We start from the raw sequence: 17,994 nt of genomic DNA, 5'->3' as shown, positions 1-17,994 counted from the left end.
TATTCTGCTGCACCCAACCCGTCCCATTCATAGAGCGACAAGTTGAAAGACTGAAAAACAGGTATGATTACATAAACCATAAAGAACAGCAGGCCCGGCGCCAGAAACAGCCAGGGCGCAATACGCTGTTGGTTTCTGTGAAACCAGCTTTCTTGTTCGGGGACGTCTACGAGGGACATGATAAACTCGGAGTTTGGTCAAATTAGTAAGGCAGGTAAGCACCTGCCTTACGCAGGTCTTGGAGCAGGCCGGTCTGTGCCCGGCCTGACCAGATTAGTTATCGTAGATACGCTGACGCGCACGTTCCAGTTTTGCCAACACGCGGTCCGCATTATCTGGCTTGACCATGAATTCCTGGAAACCTTCCATGGATACTTTTGCCATTTCAGCTGGTGCGTCGCGGTCCCAGAACTGGGCGACACCGCCCGGGCTGTTGGATGACAACATTGCAAAGCCTTGCTGAAGGAACTTGTCATCGTCCACCGAAGATTGGGCGTTTACCGGCAACTGGCCGAGATTTGAGCCGTTGTTGATCTCGGTCTGCTCATCTGCCGATACAACGAAACGCAGGAATTCACGCGCTGCTTCCTTATTCGAGGCGTTCGCGGGGATGTGGAATGTATCCGTAGGCGCATCTTCTGCAAGTTCTACATCGGGGTTGATGGAAACGAACTGGTAGAAGTCCAGCTGATCATCCGTCAGGCCTGCTTCACGCAGCGGAGCGACCGCGAAGTTACCCATCAGATAAGCTGCGGCTTCACCGTTGACCATGAACGGCAATGCTTCCTGCCAGCTGTAGGTCTGGTGATTGTCGATGAACGCACCCATGTCGATCAGTTGCTTCCAGTTGGCGAAGGTCTGCTTGACCCGGTCGTCCTCCCAGCTAATCTCACCATTCGCAAGCTGGTTGTGGAAATCGTAGCCGTTAGTTCTCATGTTCAGGTAGTCAAACCAGCCACCAGCAGTCCAAAGGAATTTGGTCCCGATTGTGTAGCATGCACGACCCGAATCCACGATCTTCTGGCAGTTGGCCAGCTCTTCTTCCCAGGTGGTAGGCTCGCTTAGGCCAAGTTCATCAAAGATGTCTTTGCGATAGTAAACGCCCCACTGATAGTAAGTGTAGGGAACGCCCCATTGCTTTCCGTCTATGGTCATCGCACCTTTGGTCGAAGCCAGGTTTTCTGCGATTTCTGGCTCGGCCCACAGGTCAGAAACATCTTCGAACAGGCCGGCTTCGACATATGGTTTCATACGGTTTGCCGCATACCATGTGGCTACGTCCGGTGTGTCAGCTGTTAGAAAGTTCCTGATCTGTGTTTTGTACGCCTCACGGTCGATAACCGTTGTTTCGATTTCCAGACCGGGATGTTGCTCTGCAAACCGCTCGATCATCGCCTCCATGGTCGCACGCGGCGCCGGGTTTGACGTGTCGAGGAAGATTCGCAACTCACCGGTCAACTCAGCAGCAACAGGCGCAGCAAGTGCGACACTGGCCGCCAATGCGGCGGCAGTACGCTTGAACATGGAATGCATGGTTTCCTCCCTTAGCTTCCATTTAGTTCCAAATAGTGAAACTTGGTTTTATATATTGAAAACTACACATCAACTCGGTTAGTCTTGTCAAGACCCTCGTGCCTTTGGCCCGAGGGAATGGGAGGAGATAAGACAGCTGTGGCTGGTGACGGAACCATAGGTAAGGCATGTGACGTGCTGGATCAGGTGGCTGCTTTTGAGCGACCTGTTCGGTTTGCGGAGCTATTGGACCGCAGCAATTTTCCCAAGGCGACGCTTTACAGATTTCTGCAGGTTCTGACCAATCAGGGCATGTTGTCCTACGACCCTGAAAGACAAACCTACGCTCCGGGTATGCGTTTGGTCCGATTGGCACATGCGGCATGGACGCAGAGTTCTCTGGCGCCAATTGCACGACCTTTTTTGGATGCTCTTAGTAAGGACACCGGTGAAACAGTGCATCTGGCTCAGCTCGACTCAAGCCAGGTGCTGTACGTCGACAAGCGGAACGCCGCCCAGCCTATTGAAATGTATTCGCAGGCGGGCAAAGTCGGGCCAGCATATTGCACGGGTGTTGGTAAGGCGATGATGGCCTTTCTGGATGAAGACTCTCTGAATGAGGCTGTTTCGCAGCAAAGCTACCATCGTTTTACTGATAAAACCCTGACATCCGAGGCCGCGCTGCGGGCTGACCTCGACCTGATCCGTCAACGCGGCTACGCAATAGACGACGAAGAGCATGAGCCTGGCATCATTTGTGTGGCTTGTCCGGTTTTGACGTCCGGTAGCCGGATGCTTGGTGCAATTTCGGTCACAGGGTCGACCGAACGTATGGATTTCAATCAATTAGAGGCCTGGGTCCCCCGAGTTCGCCGAGTGGCAGAGCAGATAGGGGCCGAGGTTCAGGCATGGCGGTTCCCCGAGGCCCGCGCAAAGGTAAGCAACGACAGGATGCAAGCGACATGACAGGTGTAACTCTGAACCGCGCAATCAAACGCTACGGCCAGACTCAGGTCATTCATGGAATCGACTTACAAATCGAGGACGGTGAATTTTGTGTTTTTGTGGGTCCCTCGGGTTGTGGCAAATCTACACTACTACGAATGATCGCTGGACTCGAAGAAACCTCAGAGGGTGAAATTCACATTGGCGCCCGTGATGTAACCCATATGGACCCTGCCAAGCGCGGTGTGGCGATGGTGTTCCAGACCTATGCGCTTTACCCGCATATGAGCGTCGCAGAGAACATGGGCTTCGGATTGCGAATGAACGGCGTTGCTAAATCGGAAATTGATCAGAAAGTTCAGGAGGCGTCGAACATCCTGAAACTGGACCAATATCTTAAGCGAAAGCCCAAGGCGCTTTCCGGCGGCCAGCGGCAGCGAGTTGCGATTGGCCGTGCAATCGTCCGTGGTCCGGAAGTATTTTTGTTTGACGAACCTCTGTCGAACCTGGACGCCGAGCTTCGGGTGGAAATGCGAGTTGAAATCGCTCGTTTACACAACGAAATCGGCGCAACGATGATTTACGTGACACACGATCAGGTCGAGGCGATGACGATGGCTGACAAGATCGTCGTCTTGCGCGACGGACGAATTGAACAGGTCGGCGCGCCTATGGATCTGTATAGAGACCCAGACAACAAGTTTGTCGCAGGCTTCATCGGTTCTCCTGCAATGAATTTTTTGGAGTGTGATGTTGTGGATGGCATGGTCCGCCATCCCGCGTTGACGGATGCGATACCGGTCACAAGCAGCGTGCCTGCGAATGCAAGCCGCGTGACCCTTGGGATTCGCCCGGAGCACATTCAAATCGACCGAGCAAGTGACAGTTGCACGGTGGACCTGACCGAAGCGTTGGGCGGCGTGTCTTACTCTTACCTATTGACGCCGAACGGTGATAAACTGATCGTAGAAGAACGTGAAGATGAGCGTAGCGCGCAGGGTGAACGGATAGGTATATCGGTCAAACCCGAGCGCGCGATGCTATTTGATCCGGAGAATGGTCTTCGGTTGCGGTAGTCAGAAAGCTCTGGTTACTTGACAGTGTGCCCGAATGACAATCGGGCACATTCTTCTGATTTGCGGAAACTATGGATATTGTATCCAATATCCGATAATGAAACTAAATTCGCTGAATTCTGGTTTGCCGGACATTGACTCACCGAGGAATAAACTATGGTTTCAAACGTTTTTACCGGCACTATGCCGGCTCTCATGACCCCTTGCACAGAAGGTCGCGTTCCGGACTTCGATGCGCTTGTTCGAAAAGGGAGTGAGTTAGTTGCGGCAGGTATGTCCGCCGTGGTTTATTGCGGTTCGATGGGTGACTGGCCGCTGCTGACCGATGCACAGCGAATGGAAGGCGTCGAGCGATTGACAGATGCAGGGCTGCCAGTGGTTGTTGGTACTGGGGCAATCAATACGAAATCCGCAGTGGCCCTTGCCTCTCATGCGCAGAAATGCGGTGCAGTGGGTTTGATGGTGATCCCGCGGGTTCTATCGCGTGGCAGCTCGGCTGCGGCTCAGAAGAACCATTTTGGGGAAGTTTTGTCCGCTGCGCCGGACGTACCTGCGATTATCTACAATAGCCCGTATTATGGGTTTGCTACGCGTGCAGATCTGTTTTTTGAACTACGCGCCGAACATTCAAATCTGATCGGGTTCAAGGAGTTCGGAGGCGGTGAAGACTTGCGCTATGCAGCGGAAAACATCACCAGCAAGGATGATCAGGTTACCCTAATGGTCGGTGTGGATACCGAAGTCTATCATGGTTATGTGAATTGCGGAGCAACTGGTTCTATCACGGGTATAGGTAATGCTTTGCCTGTTGAAACACTGCTTTTGGGAGCTTTGTCCGAAAAAGCGGCGAACGGTCATGCCGAGGCACGTCAGCGTGCGCAAGAATTGACCGAGGCAATTCAGGTGTTGTCCAGTTTTGACGAGGGTCCGGACCTTGTTCTTTACTACAAACACTTGCTGGTTCTGAATGGCGAACAGGAATACCGTCTCCATTTCAACACCTCTGACTCTCTGACGGATGCGCAGAGGAACTATTGTGCACAGCAATATGACTTGTTTCGCAAATGGTTTGCAGATTGGTCAAACCAGGGCGGGGTCATTGCCGAATGCATGTGATTGACAGCCACACAGGAGGCGAACCTACGAGAGTTGTCCTCACGGGTGCACCAGATCTGGGCTCTGGCACCTTAGCGGAGCGAGCCCTACGGTTGGCTGAAGATTACCAAGAACTTTATCGTTCGATCTTGTTGGAGCCGCGCGGCCAACCGGCGATGGTCGGTGCGATGCTGGTGGAACCAGTCGACCGTTCATGCGTGACTGGTGTCATCTATTTCGATGTCGACGCAGTATTGGGCATGTGTGGTCATGGCACAATTGGGTTGGCTGTGACGCTGGCGCATTTGGGTCGGATTGATACCGGAATACATCGGATAGAAACTCCTGCTGGGGTGGTAACTGTCGAATTGCACAACGAGAACACAGTTAGCGTGACCAACATCGAAAGCCGCAGAGTGCGACGAGCTGTGAATTTGGATGTGCCCGGTCATGGGTGCGTTGTTGGGGATGTGGCGTATGGCGGGAATTGGTTTTTCATTGTTGATCCCAGCCCGATACCAGTGGAAACCAGCAATATTGCCGCGATGACAAAGCTGACAATCGCTATTCGCAAAGCTGCGATGGCCAGCGGCTTAAGAGGTGAGAACTCGGAACCGGTGGATCACGTAATCCTACAAGAACCATCCCCTCGCAAAGGGGTAAGTGGCCGCAATTTTGTTCTTTGCCCAGACAACAACTATGACCGATCACCCTGTGGTACTGGCTGTTCCGCTTGTTTGGCTTGTCTTGCGGCGGAAGGCGAATTAGCCGAAAGCGAAGAGATTATTCAGGAAAGCGTTATCGGCAGCACTTATCACCTGTCGTACAAGCTCGGGCCAAACGGAGGTATCATACCCAGGATTAAAGGTCAGGCATTCATCATGTCTGAGGCGAATTTGATGTTTGATCCGCATGATCCCTTCCGTTCCGGGATAGAGATTTAATGCCGATCATCCGTTTTCAGAAGGACGCGCCGTGCGAAGCAGCAAAACCATTCATGTGATTTCTGCCCATGCTGAAGGCGAGGTAGGCGATGTAATAGTGGGCGGCGTGGTACCCCCTCCTGGGAACACAGTTTGGGACCAGCGGGGCTTTGTAGCAAATGACCAGACGCTGAGAAATTTCTTACTGAACGAACCGCGCGGAGGCGTCTTTCGCCACGTCAACCTTCTGGTCCCCCCCAAGAATCCTGAGGCCGATGCGGCATTCATTATTATGGAACCGGAAGATACGCCGCCTATGTCCGGATCAAACTCGATTTGTGTCTCGACCGTGTTGTTGGACGGCGGGATTTTCCCAATGCAAGAACCAGAGACACATCTGACGCTCGAGGCTCCGGGTGGATTGGTGCGCGTAAGGGCAGAGTGCCGAAATGGTAAGGCCGAGCGTATCTATGTTCAGAACGTTCCCAGCTTTGTTGACCAACTGGACGCGCGGATTGAAGTGGCTGGTATTGGAACGTTGCGAGTAGACACTGCGTTTGGAGGCGACAGTTTTGTTATCGTCGACGCTGCGGATCTGGATTTTGAGTTAACTCCAGACGAGGGAAAAGAACTGGCACGAACAGGCGCGAGGATAACCGACGCGGCCAACGAACAACTGGGTTGCAACCACCCGACCAGAGACTGGAACCATATTTCGTTCTGCCAGATTGCCGGACCGCTCAAGCGAGAGGGCAACGTGCTGACCAGCCGAAATACAGTCGCAATCAAGCCCGGAAAATTAGACAGATCACCGTGCGGCACCGGAGCTTCGGCCCGGATGGCCGTTTTTCTGGCGAAGGGGCAGATGCAACTAACAGATTATTATTACGCGCGTTCTGTCATCGACAGTGAGTTCCGGTGCCGAATTATCGACAAGATCGATCTGAGCGGGCGGGTTGCGATCACCCCGGAAATTTCGGGCCGAGGATGGATCACGGGAATTCACCAGCACATGCTGGACCCCGACGATCCTTGGCCGGACGGATATCGCCTAAGTGACACATGGGGCGCGTAGGATGTCGGCAAAACGCGCAATCCATCGGCAAAGCCTTCCAGACGTAATCGCGAGTGATCTGCGAGAGAGGATTTTGAGAGGCGAGCTAGTGGAAGGAGAAACGATTCGGCAAGAAGCGCTAGCTGATGAATATGATGTCTCGCGTATGCCGGTAAGGGAAGCGTTGAAGCAGTTGGATGCCGAAGGTCTGGTGCAGTTGGAAAACAATCGCGGTGCCACGGTTACGGAGCATTCGCTTGACGAAATTTCCGAGATCTTCGATTTACGAGCGCTTATCGAAGTTGATCTCTTTCGTCGTGCCATTCCGGCGATGACTGCGGCACAATTCCAAAAATGCCAGGGCATTCTGGATCAAATGGAGTTGTCATATGACGTTAACGACGTAAGCCAGTGGGGAATGCTGAATCAACGGTTTCACGCCTCGCTTTACGCGGCAGCCGGGCGCAGCTTGACAAATGACCTGCTGCATAAGGTGTCATTGCTATCCGACAGATATATCCGAATGCATTTGAGCGTAATGAAAAAGCGCAAACGGGCCCGAAAGGAACACCGCGAACTGCTGGAGCTGGCGAAAGCGGGTCAGGTCGACGCGGCATGCGGACTTTTGGCGCAACATATAGGACGCACTAAAAAACAACTGGTGGCCCTGATTGCAGATCGTCGCACTGATCGGCTCTAATTTAATCGAGCAGAATTAGAATGTTCGTCCAACCATGCAACTCGTGCGCGACCCGTATTACGCTTTCATTTAAAGGTAATATCAGGTTTGGCAGGCTAAAAAGTGATTTAAGTGACTGCCGGCCTCAAACTAGAAAATCCCTTGTTAACGTTCGAAAATGTCCGAAGAATAGAGGGTATGAAGCCAATACCTACCTATCCAGATACTGATGAGGACAAAGCGGATGAAGCTCCGCGCAGTATCTATGATACAGATGAGCCCGACGAGGATGACCTATGGTTTATTCCACCTCCCGAAAATCAGGGACAGGATAACTTCCTTCCGCCTGGGCCTCGGGTTGATCGCCAAATGCTGTTCGACCCACGCGACTGGCGTACTGCACAGGCGGAGCTATCGTCGGAACTGGCAGAACTGGCTGTGACGTTCGGAGCATTGGACGAAAGGTTGCGGAACGGACCTAAAGGCTGGGTGCACCGATTAGCGTTGATGGACGTTTCGGATCTTGGTTGGTGGACCGGTGATCGTATTGGTGTAGACCGATTGGCTTTATGGTGTGGTTTACGCATCGGAGCAACGGCTGACGACTCGCAAGCCCTGTTTCGCGCTGGATGGGCAGTGCGTCGCCTTGCTCAGGGTGCAGGTCCCTCCGAAGGTGGCTGGAGGTCCGGTCTGACTTCCTTTCTGGACCGGCAGGCACAAGGTGTCGAAGACACCCCCGAGGCGGTTGCCGATCTCGCAGATGTAATGCATGACGCATTCAGTTTGCATCCGGTTACGCAGGCTGCGATTTCCTTTCACGCGTGGCGCGCATTGTCCGAAAGAGTCGGTCAAGATACCGAAGCGGCTGTCATCGCAGCCCGTCACAGTGCGAAGATGGGGCGGGGTGGCGCCACGTTCATGCCGCTGGCCTTGTCTGGGCCCTCTGCGCTGCGCGGATCCGGTCAGCCACACGAGAGGCTGGCAGCCTGGATACAAGGCGCAGGACAAGCAGTGTTGGCCGCGTTGTTGCATCTTGAACGCGTAGCTGTTTGGGAGGATCGTGCGCGTGACTTGACGCGCGACCTGAGCGGCCGAACCCCGCCAGTTTTAGTCGACGCGTTGAGGGCATGGCCGATGGTGTCAGCCCCACTTGCCGCAGAGCTGACAAAGGCGTCCCGAGCTACAATCCAAAGAAACCTGGATTTGTTTGTGCAACGAGACCTTATCCGCGAGGTAACTGGTCAAGGACGTTACAGGGTCTGGACCGCTGATTTATCAGCCGCCGGGCGTGATCCGGTTTTGCGACAAGATTAATACCACCGGCCTAGGGCAAGAACTGTCGGGGCTGCCTCAGTGGCATCTGCGATGGTGGACAATACCTTGATAACTACCTGTGTCGTTGATGGTGCATCGCATCCAAGGAATCTTCCGGATACTCCTCCATTACCGCTGACCGCTGGAGTAGAATCAGCCGCGAAGGCCATGGGAAATGTCCAGTTGGATGTCTGGCTTGCAAAAAGGGAGCCTTCTGGCGTCTGGCAAGTAACGGCACTTAAACTCCCCGAGCAGATTTGTGTGCCGTCGGCGAAACGAACGTAATCGCCGCTTGCATTACCGCCGCGTTCGATCACCGCGCGTGTCGGCGCACCAGCAAGTTCTGAAACTGTTCCCAACAGATTTCCTGGTCCGAATCCGTAGTCCGCTCGCATCAGGCGTCCGGCTGTGGTGTCGTTGGCGCTGGCTTGAACTGCTGACCCACTAGCCAGCCCTGTTGCGGGGTCGAGCCGCAAGGCCTCATTCCAAGTGTCACCATCTGCAGATACCTTGACTGAAAATCCTGTGCTTCCTGACAGGCCCATTTCGGCATGACCTGTCCAGTTGGACTGAAACAACAAGGAGGCGGTCTCGCCCGCGTTCGCCTTGTTGATTTTCAATTGGTGACCATGACCTTCGTGGCTGAGTAATGTGGCTGCTCCGCGCACTGACAGTTTGTTTGCACTGTCATGGTTCTTTCCGACACCAACTCCGGGCAAGTTGTCCGTGGAGATAGGCGGGTCAATCCAAAGGAATCCATCCCAGACCTTGAGATTGCCCGACGAAAGATCCCATGCGCGCCATCCGGTTTCGGGTGCTATGAAATGCCAGGCTGTATCGATCCACGCAGCAAGCTTTCCGGCATGTCCGGTCCAATCGCCCGTTGGTGTTGCCCCAAGCGCGAGGATGTCACCCTGATTTGGAACAGCAGGCGGCGTGATGGAGTTCAGAGACGTAAGGGAAAGTTGCACGGTTAGATCGAGCTTGCGCAGGGCTTCGTTGTGCGTGACATGTTTCTGCGCCTGGGAAGGTTGTAGGAATGGTAGGTTCAATCTAGGTGTGTTCTGCGGCACGCGGCGTCCTCCTGTGGCTATGGCCAGACATTGATCTGTGCCAATTTGCCTGACATCGCGTGAATCTGGTCTGATTTGGCCGAACGCCTTGGGAAGATTTTGTTTACGTCTTAAGTGCAGAAATGAAGACAAAAACTTGATAAATTGCCCATTGTTTCCAATAGAGAAAATTGCCTCTAACAAATTGATTCGAATTTTGGGTACTAGTTTCGACGGTATCAGCTACGAGCATATACGTCTTCGTATCGAATAATGTCGTCTTCACCCAAGTAACTGCCTGTCTGCACTTCGATCAGCACCATTGGCACCTTGCCTGGGTTTTTCATTCGGTGCTTGGCCCCAAGCGGGATGTATACCGATTGATTTTCCGAAACGAGCTGTATGTTCTCGCCGATCGTTACTTCGGCAGTTCCCTCCACCACAATCCAGTGCTCTGAACGGTGGTGGTGTGACTGAAGGCTCAATGCGGCGCCAGGGTGAACATGAATGCGTTTGACCTGAAAACGGTCGCCAATCACCAGGCTTTCGAACCAGCCCCATGGCCGATGATCCACTGGCAAAGCTTCGGCTTGTTTTGCACCTTTTGCCTTAAGGGCTTCAACGGCCAGTTTGACATCTTGTGCCCGATCCATACTGGCAACCAACACGGCGTCTGGCATAGCTACGGTTATCATGTTCTCTAGTCCCAGAGCGACCACCTCTTGAGCGTCTGATTCTGAACGTACCAAAACATTGCGGCAGTCAATCGTGGTGACTTCGCCCATGGTCGCAACGCCATCCGCATCCGGCTTGCCCAATTCCTGAACTGCTGACCAACTACCCACGTCGGACCAACCTGCCGTATAGGGTACCACGCTGAGATTATTGGACTTTTCCATTACCGCGTAGTCTATTGAGATGTTATCAATCGTGTCCCAAGCCTTTTGGTCCAAACGTAAGAAACCCAGATCGGTCCGGGCATCTTCGACCGCCTGCCGAACTGGGTTAATTAGATTCTTTGCGTGCTCTTCATAGGCTGCAAGAATGTCCCTGACCGCGAACAGAAAGATGCCGGAATTCCACAAATAGGTACCATCAGCCACCATGGACTTGGCGTTTTCGGCATCCGGTTTTTCAACAAACCGTTCCAATGGAACTGCCGCGCCAGATTTGTCAGGAGCATGGCTGAGTTTCAGGTAACCATAACCTGTCTCTGGTCGATCTGGAGTGATACCGAAAGTAACTAGTTCCTGACGTTCTGAAACGGCGCGTATTCCTTCTTCAACGGCATTATGAAATGCTGATGTGTCTGGTAGAACGTGATCTGAAGGCGCAACCAACATGATTGCTTCTGGATTTTCAGCGGCAAGATACAAAGCTGCAGCTAGCACGGCCGGAGCCGTGTTGCGACCATTGGGTTCTATCAAAACCGGACCAGGATCAACGCCAACTTCAGCCAATTGTTCAGGAACAATGAACCGGAAGGCTTCATTGGTTAAAATCAAAGGGTTAGAGTAGGGCTCGTGGTTTGGGCCTTTCAGCCGTTCAGCGCATTGTTGTAGTAGGCTCGTCTCGCCAATCAATGGAACGAATTGTTTGGGATAACTCTTGCGAGACAATGGCCAAAGGCGCGTGCCCGACCCTCCACACAGGATAACCGGGTAGACGTTATTCATAGTATCCATTCCCTTTGATCAACAATCCCTCGAAGTATCGCTATTGCCGACAAACAACTGAAGAAATTTGCGCTATTGAGCGGCTTTGTCTGAGGCGATGACATCTTGCAGATATTGATGCAGATCGTCGCGCAACTCTTCACGCGCTAGGGCGAACGCAACGGTTGCCTGTAGAAAACCCGACTTGGAACCGCAGTCAAAGCGTTGACCGTCAAATTTGTATCCAAATACGGGAACGCCGTTACTGATATCTTCCGCAATTGCATCAGTCAGTTGTATTTCACCACCGCTGCCTTGCTTCTTTTTATTTAAATTGTACAGGACAGACGGGCCCAGCACATAACGACCAATAACAGCAAGGTTCGATGGAGCAACTTTCGGGTCTGGTTTTTCAATCATATCTCTGGCCCGTACTACGGTGCCGACATTGTCGCCCACGTCCAGAATCCCGTAAGAGCTTGTTCTTTCGTTTGGAACTTCCATGGCGGCGACCATGTTGCCACCGGTTTCCTCATAAGCTTCTATCATCTGCTGTAGGCAAGGTTTGCTCGCTGCGATGACATCATCTGGCAACATGACTGCAAAGGGTTCGTCACCAATCAAGCGTCGGGCGCACCAAACAGCGTGACCCAATCCCAGGGCTTTGTGTTGACGGATGTAAGCGATGGCTCCGCTTTCCATATTCGTCGCGTTCAGGGTTTCCAGCAGTTCGCTTTTTCCCTTGGCCTTTAGTTCCTGTTCAAGGACCAAGTTGTGGTCGAAGTAATCCTCAAGCGCAGATTTTCCGCGGGACGTCACAAAGATAAACTCTTTGATCCCAGCAGCGCGGGCTTCATCGATTGCGTATTGGACCAGCGGCCTGTCGACCAATGTCATAATCTCTTTTGGCACAGATTTTGTTGCCGGCAAAAAACGCGTACCCAATCCCGCCACTGGGAATATCGCCTTGGTGACTTTGCGTGCCATGTGACCTCTCAAACTCGAACGTAATCCGGCATTTTGCAAAATGGCCGGCGCCCACTCATAAGACGCCCAGCCGTATCAATCAATCTCACTCGCCATTTCAGGCATCAACAGTTTAGAACCTGCCATCGCCCGCTATGCGAGTCAAAGACAGATGTTGCGCCAAAATCCGAACAGGAGCCTTGGAAGAACTTGATCAGACGTGTGCAACAATCGTTTCATCGAACTAATGCTCCATGGCAATTGCGAAAGATGCAGGCTGCCGGTTCAAGTATTTCTGTAACTTCCGGGTTTCTTCGAAACTCCATTCAGGTTTATGGGCCCGATATTAGGGAATTAAGTGGGCTTTCATTTCGATTTTTGGAAAACACGTGGGTTCCTGGCCAGTGTCCTGTTGCCACCGCCCGATCGATCGTCGGGTTTTGTATCCAGGTAGACCATCCACGCCACCGACATCATGCCCCATGTCTTCCAATGCTCTTTGCATAGCTGCAATGTCGGATCTGTAAAACCCACCAACATTACCCCAATCACCGCTGAAATCGCCTACGCCAAATTCTATCCGGTCACCTACATGGCCCACGAAAAGAGCGTAAAGATCGCTGGTGTTGTAGTCCTTCAAAACATAAAAGTTCGGGGTAACTAAGAAGGCGGGTCCATTCCTGCCGGCTGGCATCATCAGATATCCTTCGGCAATCAATTCGTGGGCAGGAAACGGGCGACCTGATACCCTTTTTACCCCATCGGCTACCCAATCGCGGATTGGGCGACCTTGATCGGGACCTTCAAGCGCACATGTTACGTTCTCGGGCACCAATACTTCAAAACCCCAGTCCCGTCCGGACACCCAGCCGTGTTGCATCAGATAATTCGCGATTGAGGCTATTGTATCCTCGGGTGAGTTCCAGATGTCAGCGCGGCCATCTCCCGTTCCGTCCGCTGCATACTTGAGAAAACTTGAGGGCATGAACTGCGGCTGCCCCAATGCCCCAGCCCAGCTGCTTTTCAACCCGTGCGCGGGGGTGTGCCCATCCTCTGCTATTTTAAGCGCGGCGATCAGTTCACCTGTGAAATATTCCGCGCGAGTGCTCATGAATGCCTTCGTTGCTAGAACCTGAAACGCATCATGGCGAATTGGAACTTGCCCATATCCACTCTCTCGTCCCCAAATCGCCAATATGATACGTCCGGGCACGCCGGTTTGCCTTTCAACCTTAGCTAAAGTGGCAGCGTGACGTTGAGCCATCTTTCTCCCGACCGAAGCTGCCCCCTTAACCGAGTTTGCGTTAAAGTACCGCCCCGGCGAACCGAATTCCGCCTGTTTCTGGGTTTTGGGTGTTGTTGCCTGACCCCCGGGAGGAATCAGATCAGGCAGTTTCCAGTTCAGCGTAATGCCTGCGAAGGCTTGGTTCAGCGTTCTGTCGGAAACCCCATTTTCCCTAGCTACAGGACCAATTGTATTTTGCAACCAAGTCTGAAATTGCCTTTCCACCGCGGTTCGATCCTGTGGGTAAGCCGTCGTAGCGCTAAAGATCAGACCGATGATAATCGCAAATAAACGCATGCTTCCGGTGTCTCTGGTGCGAGACCCTATGTCAACTGATATGGTAAGATTTGAAAAATCCTTGAGAATTCTGCCAACTCTGTCGATAGTTGACCGAAATCGAGAACTCAGAGGGGCAGGCAGGCTTGCGGATATCCAAAATGCCCATTGCAATGGCGCTGATACTGGTTGCCGCTGCAGCATTCCTAGCATCGGTTCAAATAGCCGGCGCAAGCGATAGTTTCATGAAGCCGCAAGGGCCTATTGCGGCAGTACAAAAGACCCATTTGCTGCGTGCAACGGCACTAATAATGATAGCGGTTGTTCCAGTTCTGGTTCTTGTCCCGTTAATTGTGATTAAGTACCGACGTCGCAAGAACTGCACCTCTACCTACCGACCCGATTGGGATTTTTCGGCCGGACTGGAATTCATGATGTGGGGTGTACCTGTTCTGATAGTGGCCATTCTGTCTTATTATCTTTGGAAAGCGACGCACAGGCTGGACCCATACGCGTCACCCTTTGGTGAAGAACCGGCCCTGCGTGTGCAGGTCGTTGGGTTGGATTGGAAATGGTTGTTCATCTATCCCGATTTGGGCATCGCCAGTGTTGGCGAGTTTGGGATTCCGGTCAAAAAGCAAATATCGTTGAGTCTGACGACCGATACGGTGATGCAGTCGTTTATGATCCCGGCGCTAGCAGGTCAAATCTACGCGATGCCGGGAATGACAACTCAGTTGCACCTCGTCGCGGATTCACCCCAGACAATGCAGGGAGAGAACACACAATATAATGGGCGCGGCTTTACCAAGCAGAAATTCGCTACTGTGGCGATGCAACAGGAAGACTTCAATGCTTGGGTCAACACTGTGAGGAGCAAGGGTATCTTGCTTGACGCGCCCACCTATCTGACGCTTGCAAAGCGAACGGACCGAGACGAGGTACAAGCTGATTTGGGCAATTCAGACATGCCCGACAATGCACTCTATTTCAGTTTAGAAGACGATGATTTGTTTCACACGATTTTGGGCCGCTACCACAGCGGGAAGCCCCTGCAGTTGAACCAGCAACCCGGGACCACTGCGTTCGGGGAGGAGATCAGCCAATGACTTCCACTGGTTCAGGCTTTTTTGGCCGCCTAAGCTGGGATGCCTTTCCGGTATCCGGTTTGATTGAAAACCCCAGCGCAAATGAAATCGTCGCGAACGCGGCAGCTGCCATCGTCGTAATCGGAGTCATCGTTGTGGTCGGGCTTTTGACCTGTTTTCGACTTTGGGGACCTCTTTGGCGAGACTGGCTGACAAGCGTCGATCACAAAAAAATTGGCATAATGTACATTGTCTTTGCGATTGTAATGCTTGCCCGCGGAGTACTGGAAGGTGTTGCCATGCGCGCCCAGCAAGCTGCCGGGCCAGGGGACGGGTTTTTGGAAGCTGAACACTTCGCTGAATTGTTCAGTACACATGGGACAATCATGATTTTCTTTGTAGCGGTGCCCTTTGTCTTTGGTGTCGCGAATTTTCTGATCCCCCTGATGATTGGCGCTCGCGACGTTGCTTTCCCTCGGATGAATCAGATTGGGCTGGGCCTTACTGTTTCCGCAGGAATGATGCTTATGGTGTCCTTGGTGGTGGGAGAGTTTTCTACTGGTGGTTGGACCGCGTATCCACCTTTTACCGGGGCGGCTTTCAATCCTGGCGTCGGTCCGGACTATTGGATTTGGGCGATTGTTGTGTCCGGTGTAGGCACAACACTTACAGGAATAAATTTTGCTGTAACAATTTACAAACTGCGGGCGCCCGGCATGAAGTTCATGCGTCTGCCAATGTACTGCTGGACGATTATCAGCAGCTCAATCCTTATTATCTTTGCCATGCCTCCCTTGGGTGTGGCGGCACTCTTGTTGGCGGCCGATCGTTATCTTGATTTTCATTTCTTCACCAATGATATGGGCGGCAACATGATGAACTATGCCAACCTTTTTTGGCTGTTTGGTCATCCCGAAGTCTATCTGCTAGTCTTGCCGGCTTACGGAGTTTATTCCGAGATATTTGCGACTTTTTCAGCCAAGCGACTTTATGGTTACAACTCGCTGGTTATCGCGACGATGTGTATAGCTGTGCTGTCTTTTACCGTCTGGCTGCACCACTTTTTCACAATGGGACAAAGCGCCTTGATCAATGCTGTGTTTGGCATTGCCACGATGCTGATCGCGATCCCAACCGGGGTGAAAGTATACGATTGGATGGCGACTCTTTATCGTGGAAGAATCCGGTTTTCGGTGCCGATGCTGTACAGCCTTTCATTTCTGATGCTGTTTGTAATAGGTGGGCTGAGCGGGGTCATTTTGGCTAATCCAACCGTCGACTATCAGGTTCATAACACTCTGTTCCTTGTAGCACATTTCCATAACGTGCTGTTGCCGGGCGTGTTGTTCGGAATGTTGGCTGCATATAATTACTGGTTCCCAAAAGCTTTTGGTTTCCGGTTGAACGAGTTTTGGGGCCGCGTTTCAGTTTTGTGCTGGACGGTCGGGTTCTTGCTGACTTTCATGCCTTTATATTTCGTAGGTCTGATGGGAATGCCGCGCCGGTCATTCAGTTACAGCGATCCTTCGTTTCAACCCTTTATGGTCGTAGCCATCATAGGCGCGCTTATCATTACCTGCGGTCTATTTTCGGTCCTGATCCAACTTTGGGTCAGCATCCGGGACCGTGATAAATCCCGGGTACCTGTCGGTGATCCGTGGGATGGGCGGACGTTGGAATGGTCGATCCCGTCGCCGCCCCCACCCTATAATTTCGCGGTAATCCCGCAAGTCGGGGATAGGGATGACTTTGCTGCAGCTAAACGCCGCGGCGTGGCTTACCCAACTCCGGATGCCTATGAGGACATCGATGTGCCTCGCAAAACCGGGATTGGTTTCATACTTTGCGTGCTCAGCGGAATCTGGATGTTCGCTTTGGTTTGGTGGATCTGGTGGCTGGTTATCCTTACGACGATCTTGATGATCCTGGCGCTAATTGTTTGGAGTTTTGACACGAACAACGAAATCACCATCCCCGCAGAAGAGGTGCGCAAGGATCACGAAGCGTGGCTTGGGCTAGTCCATAGCACTGTCGCTGTTGATCGAGACCACGAGGTAGCATCAGAAAACAAGGGTCTTGCAAGGCCGGATATGGAGGCGGCGGTATGAGACGCGCCCCACCACAAAGTTACCCCGGAATAAACCTCGGGCAGGATCACGCCAGTGCCGACAAGTTCGCTGAAGTCGTTACGTTTGGCTTCTGGGTCTTTCTTATGAGCGATCTGGTCTATTTTGGACTAATGTTTGCCATCTACATCACAATGATCGATGCGCAAGCGGGGGGGCCGGGTCCGCACGATTTGTTTGACCTTAAAAGCATCTTCGCCCAAACGATTATCTTGTTGACCAGCAGTTTGACTGTTGGGTTGGCGATGCTGGCGTTGAAATACAACTTACCCCGCGTGCGTATTGTGTTTTGGTTTGGGGTTACCCTTATTCTTGGTCTTACCTTTCTGGTGTTGGAAATCCGCGATTTCATGGCAATGGCCGATGAGGGAGGGGTTCCCCAGCGTAGTGGTTTTCTTTCAGCCTACTATGGGTTGGTTCCGTTGCACGGACTGCATGTTGCGGCGGGATGTCTTTGGCTGATTGTTCTTGGAATTCAGTTGCGCATCATGGGTTTGACCGACCTACTGATGTCTCGCGTCGTGCGACTGGCTTTGTTCTGGCATTTTCTCGACCTGATATGGATCGGTATCATTACCATCGTGTATTTCGGAGGCCTTTCATATGGATAGACGTACCGAAATGCATCGGCGCGAACGTCGCCGCTATGTTATCGGTTATGGCGGGTCGCTGTTGCTGACCCTGATTGTGTTTTCAATTGCCCATCTATTCGGGATTGAAACGCGCGGCGTTTATCTTGCAATTGGATTGCTGGGTCTGGCACAGCTGATCGTGCAATTGGTATACTTTCTGCATATTGACCGTCGCCGTAGCAGCAGGGAGGATCTGGATCTGATCCTGTTTTCGACTCTGGTACTGTTAATTATCATTTTGGGCACCGTTTGGATACTTGGGAACCTTGCCATTCGGATGCACATTCACCCGATGTAACGCCCAACGCGCATCGTT

At 52.4% G+C, this 17,994-nt stretch carries 16 protein-coding genes; 11 read left to right on the top strand and 5 right to left on the bottom strand.

From position 1 onward, the window contains the following. Positions 1-273: 273 nt before the first annotated feature. Positions 274-1,533 (bottom strand): ABC transporter substrate-binding protein, encoded by a 1,260-nt coding sequence (locus tag AC2FNE_RS17685; protein WP_170479858.1) that lies wholly within the window; start codon positions 1,531-1,533, stop codon positions 274-276. Between the two features lie 138 nt (positions 1,534-1,671). Between AC2FNE_RS17685 and AC2FNE_RS17680 the strand changes: the two genes are divergently transcribed. From AC2FNE_RS17680 to AC2FNE_RS17650, 7 genes are all read left to right on the top strand, one after another. Then, on the top strand, positions 1,672-2,478 hold the full coding sequence (locus AC2FNE_RS17680; protein ID WP_496805913.1) for an IclR family transcriptional regulator: 807 nt from the start codon (positions 1,672-1,674) through the stop codon (positions 2,476-2,478). Further along, positions 2,475-3,533, top strand: coding sequence for an ABC transporter ATP-binding protein (locus AC2FNE_RS17675; RefSeq protein WP_496772925.1), 1,059 nt, complete (start codon positions 2,475-2,477; stop codon positions 3,531-3,533). Before AC2FNE_RS17680 ends, AC2FNE_RS17675 begins: the two co-directional genes overlap by 4 nt. A 156-nt stretch (positions 3,534-3,689) precedes the next feature. Next, positions 3,690-4,649 (top strand): dihydrodipicolinate synthase family protein, encoded by a 960-nt coding sequence (locus AC2FNE_RS17670; protein ID WP_496805911.1) that lies wholly within the window; start codon positions 3,690-3,692, stop codon positions 4,647-4,649. Then, the gene (locus tag AC2FNE_RS17665; protein ID WP_496805910.1) at positions 4,640-5,572 is read left to right on the top strand and encodes a 4-hydroxyproline epimerase; all 933 of its coding nucleotides are present in this window, start codon (positions 4,640-4,642) and stop codon (positions 5,570-5,572) included. The genes AC2FNE_RS17670 and AC2FNE_RS17665 overlap by 10 nt, the downstream gene beginning before the upstream one ends. A gap of 31 nt (positions 5,573-5,603) precedes the next feature. After that, positions 5,604-6,626 (top strand): trans-3-hydroxy-L-proline dehydratase, encoded by a 1,023-nt coding sequence (locus AC2FNE_RS17660; protein WP_170605479.1) that lies wholly within the window; start codon positions 5,604-5,606, stop codon positions 6,624-6,626. A gap of 1 nt (position 6,627) precedes the next feature. Continuing rightward, positions 6,628-7,305 carry a GntR family transcriptional regulator gene (locus tag AC2FNE_RS17655; protein ID WP_170605477.1) on the top strand — a complete coding sequence of 226 codons (678 nt, stop codon included), beginning with the start codon at positions 6,628-6,630 and terminating at the stop codon, positions 7,303-7,305. 177 nt (positions 7,306-7,482) lie between these two features. Continuing rightward, entirely contained in the window at positions 7,483-8,598 is a 1,116-nt protein-coding gene (locus AC2FNE_RS17650) for a helix-turn-helix domain-containing protein (protein WP_496805909.1), read from the top strand. On the opposite strand, the gene AC2FNE_RS17645 is transcribed toward AC2FNE_RS17650, so the two are convergent. The 4 genes from AC2FNE_RS17645 to AC2FNE_RS17630 all read right to left on the bottom strand — a co-directional run bounded on the left by AC2FNE_RS17645 (position 8,595) and on the right by AC2FNE_RS17630 (position 13,853). Further along, the gene (locus AC2FNE_RS17645) at positions 8,595-9,671 is read right to left on the bottom strand and encodes a DUF2793 domain-containing protein (RefSeq protein WP_496805908.1); all 1,077 of its coding nucleotides are present in this window, start codon (positions 9,669-9,671) and stop codon (positions 8,595-8,597) included. The genes AC2FNE_RS17650 and AC2FNE_RS17645 overlap by 4 nt on opposite strands. Positions 9,672-9,889: 218 nt before the next feature. Then, on the bottom strand, positions 9,890-11,326 hold the full coding sequence (locus AC2FNE_RS17640) for a mannose-1-phosphate guanylyltransferase/mannose-6-phosphate isomerase (protein WP_496805907.1): 1,437 nt from the start codon (positions 11,324-11,326) through the stop codon (positions 9,890-9,892). Positions 11,327-11,398: 72 nt separating this feature from the next. Next, a complete protein-coding gene (galU, locus tag AC2FNE_RS17635; RefSeq protein ID WP_170479841.1) occupies positions 11,399-12,292 on the bottom strand; it encodes a UTP--glucose-1-phosphate uridylyltransferase GalU in 894 nt (297 codons plus the stop codon). A gap of 325 nt (positions 12,293-12,617) precedes the next feature. Beyond that, on the bottom strand, positions 12,618-13,853 hold the full coding sequence (locus tag AC2FNE_RS17630) for a lytic murein transglycosylase (protein ID WP_496805906.1): 1,236 nt from the start codon (positions 13,851-13,853) through the stop codon (positions 12,618-12,620). A 140-nt stretch (positions 13,854-13,993) separates the two neighbouring features. Here AC2FNE_RS17630 and AC2FNE_RS17625 point away from each other — a divergent pair, with 140 nt between their 5' ends. From AC2FNE_RS17625 to AC2FNE_RS17610, 4 genes are read left to right on the top strand one after another with little or no spacing between them, the layout of a single operon-like run. Then, positions 13,994-14,941 (top strand): cytochrome ubiquinol oxidase subunit II, encoded by a 948-nt coding sequence (locus AC2FNE_RS17625; RefSeq protein ID WP_496805905.1) that lies wholly within the window; start codon positions 13,994-13,996, stop codon positions 14,939-14,941. After that, positions 14,938-17,028, top strand: a complete 2,091-nt coding sequence (locus AC2FNE_RS17620; protein WP_496805904.1) for a cbb3-type cytochrome c oxidase subunit I — start codon at positions 14,938-14,940, stop codon at positions 17,026-17,028. Before AC2FNE_RS17625 ends, AC2FNE_RS17620 begins: the two co-directional genes overlap by 4 nt. Further along, positions 17,025-17,657: a cytochrome c oxidase subunit 3 gene (locus AC2FNE_RS17615; RefSeq protein WP_496805903.1), complete on the top strand. Its 633-nt coding sequence runs from the start codon at positions 17,025-17,027 to the stop codon at positions 17,655-17,657. The genes AC2FNE_RS17620 and AC2FNE_RS17615 overlap by 4 nt, the downstream gene beginning before the upstream one ends. Then, positions 17,650-17,976 carry a cytochrome o ubiquinol oxidase subunit IV gene (locus AC2FNE_RS17610; RefSeq protein ID WP_170605465.1) on the top strand — a complete coding sequence of 109 codons (327 nt, stop codon included), beginning with the start codon at positions 17,650-17,652 and terminating at the stop codon, positions 17,974-17,976. Before AC2FNE_RS17615 ends, AC2FNE_RS17610 begins: the two co-directional genes overlap by 8 nt. Positions 17,977-17,994 lie beyond the last annotated feature (18 nt).

The organism is Ruegeria sp. YKSD179, assembly GCF_059612885.1.
Note: the sequence above shows the minus strand (reverse complement) of the source record. Positions and strands in the feature narration are given on the sequence as shown.

Coding starts and splice junctions, on each gene's coding strand:
- AC2FNE_RS17685 (WP_170479858.1), bottom strand. CDS start 1,533: ATGCATTCCATGTTCAAGCGTACTGCCGCCGCATTGGCGGCCAGTGTC.
- AC2FNE_RS17675 (WP_496772925.1), top strand. CDS start 2,475: ATGACAGGTGTAACTCTGAACCGCGCAATCAAACGCTACGGCCAGACT.
- AC2FNE_RS17670 (WP_496805911.1), top strand. CDS start 3,690: ATGGTTTCAAACGTTTTTACCGGCACTATGCCGGCTCTCATGACCCCT.
- AC2FNE_RS17665 (WP_496805910.1), top strand. CDS start 4,640: ATGCATGTGATTGACAGCCACACAGGAGGCGAACCTACGAGAGTTGTC.
- AC2FNE_RS17655 (WP_170605477.1), top strand. CDS start 6,628: ATGTCGGCAAAACGCGCAATCCATCGGCAAAGCCTTCCAGACGTAATC.
- AC2FNE_RS17650 (WP_496805909.1), top strand. CDS start 7,483: ATGAAGCCAATACCTACCTATCCAGATACTGATGAGGACAAAGCGGAT.
- AC2FNE_RS17640 (WP_496805907.1), bottom strand. CDS start 11,326: ATGAATAACGTCTACCCGGTTATCCTGTGTGGAGGGTCGGGCACGCGC.
- galU (WP_170479841.1), bottom strand. CDS start 12,292: ATGGCACGCAAAGTCACCAAGGCGATATTCCCAGTGGCGGGATTGGGT.
- AC2FNE_RS17630 (WP_496805906.1), bottom strand. CDS start 13,853: ATGCGTTTATTTGCGATTATCATCGGTCTGATCTTTAGCGCTACGACG.
- AC2FNE_RS17625 (WP_496805905.1), top strand. CDS start 13,994: ATGCCCATTGCAATGGCGCTGATACTGGTTGCCGCTGCAGCATTCCTA.
- AC2FNE_RS17620 (WP_496805904.1), top strand. CDS start 14,938: ATGACTTCCACTGGTTCAGGCTTTTTTGGCCGCCTAAGCTGGGATGCC.
- AC2FNE_RS17615 (WP_496805903.1), top strand. CDS start 17,025: ATGAGACGCGCCCCACCACAAAGTTACCCCGGAATAAACCTCGGGCAG.
- AC2FNE_RS17610 (WP_170605465.1), top strand. CDS start 17,650: ATGGATAGACGTACCGAAATGCATCGGCGCGAACGTCGCCGCTATGTT.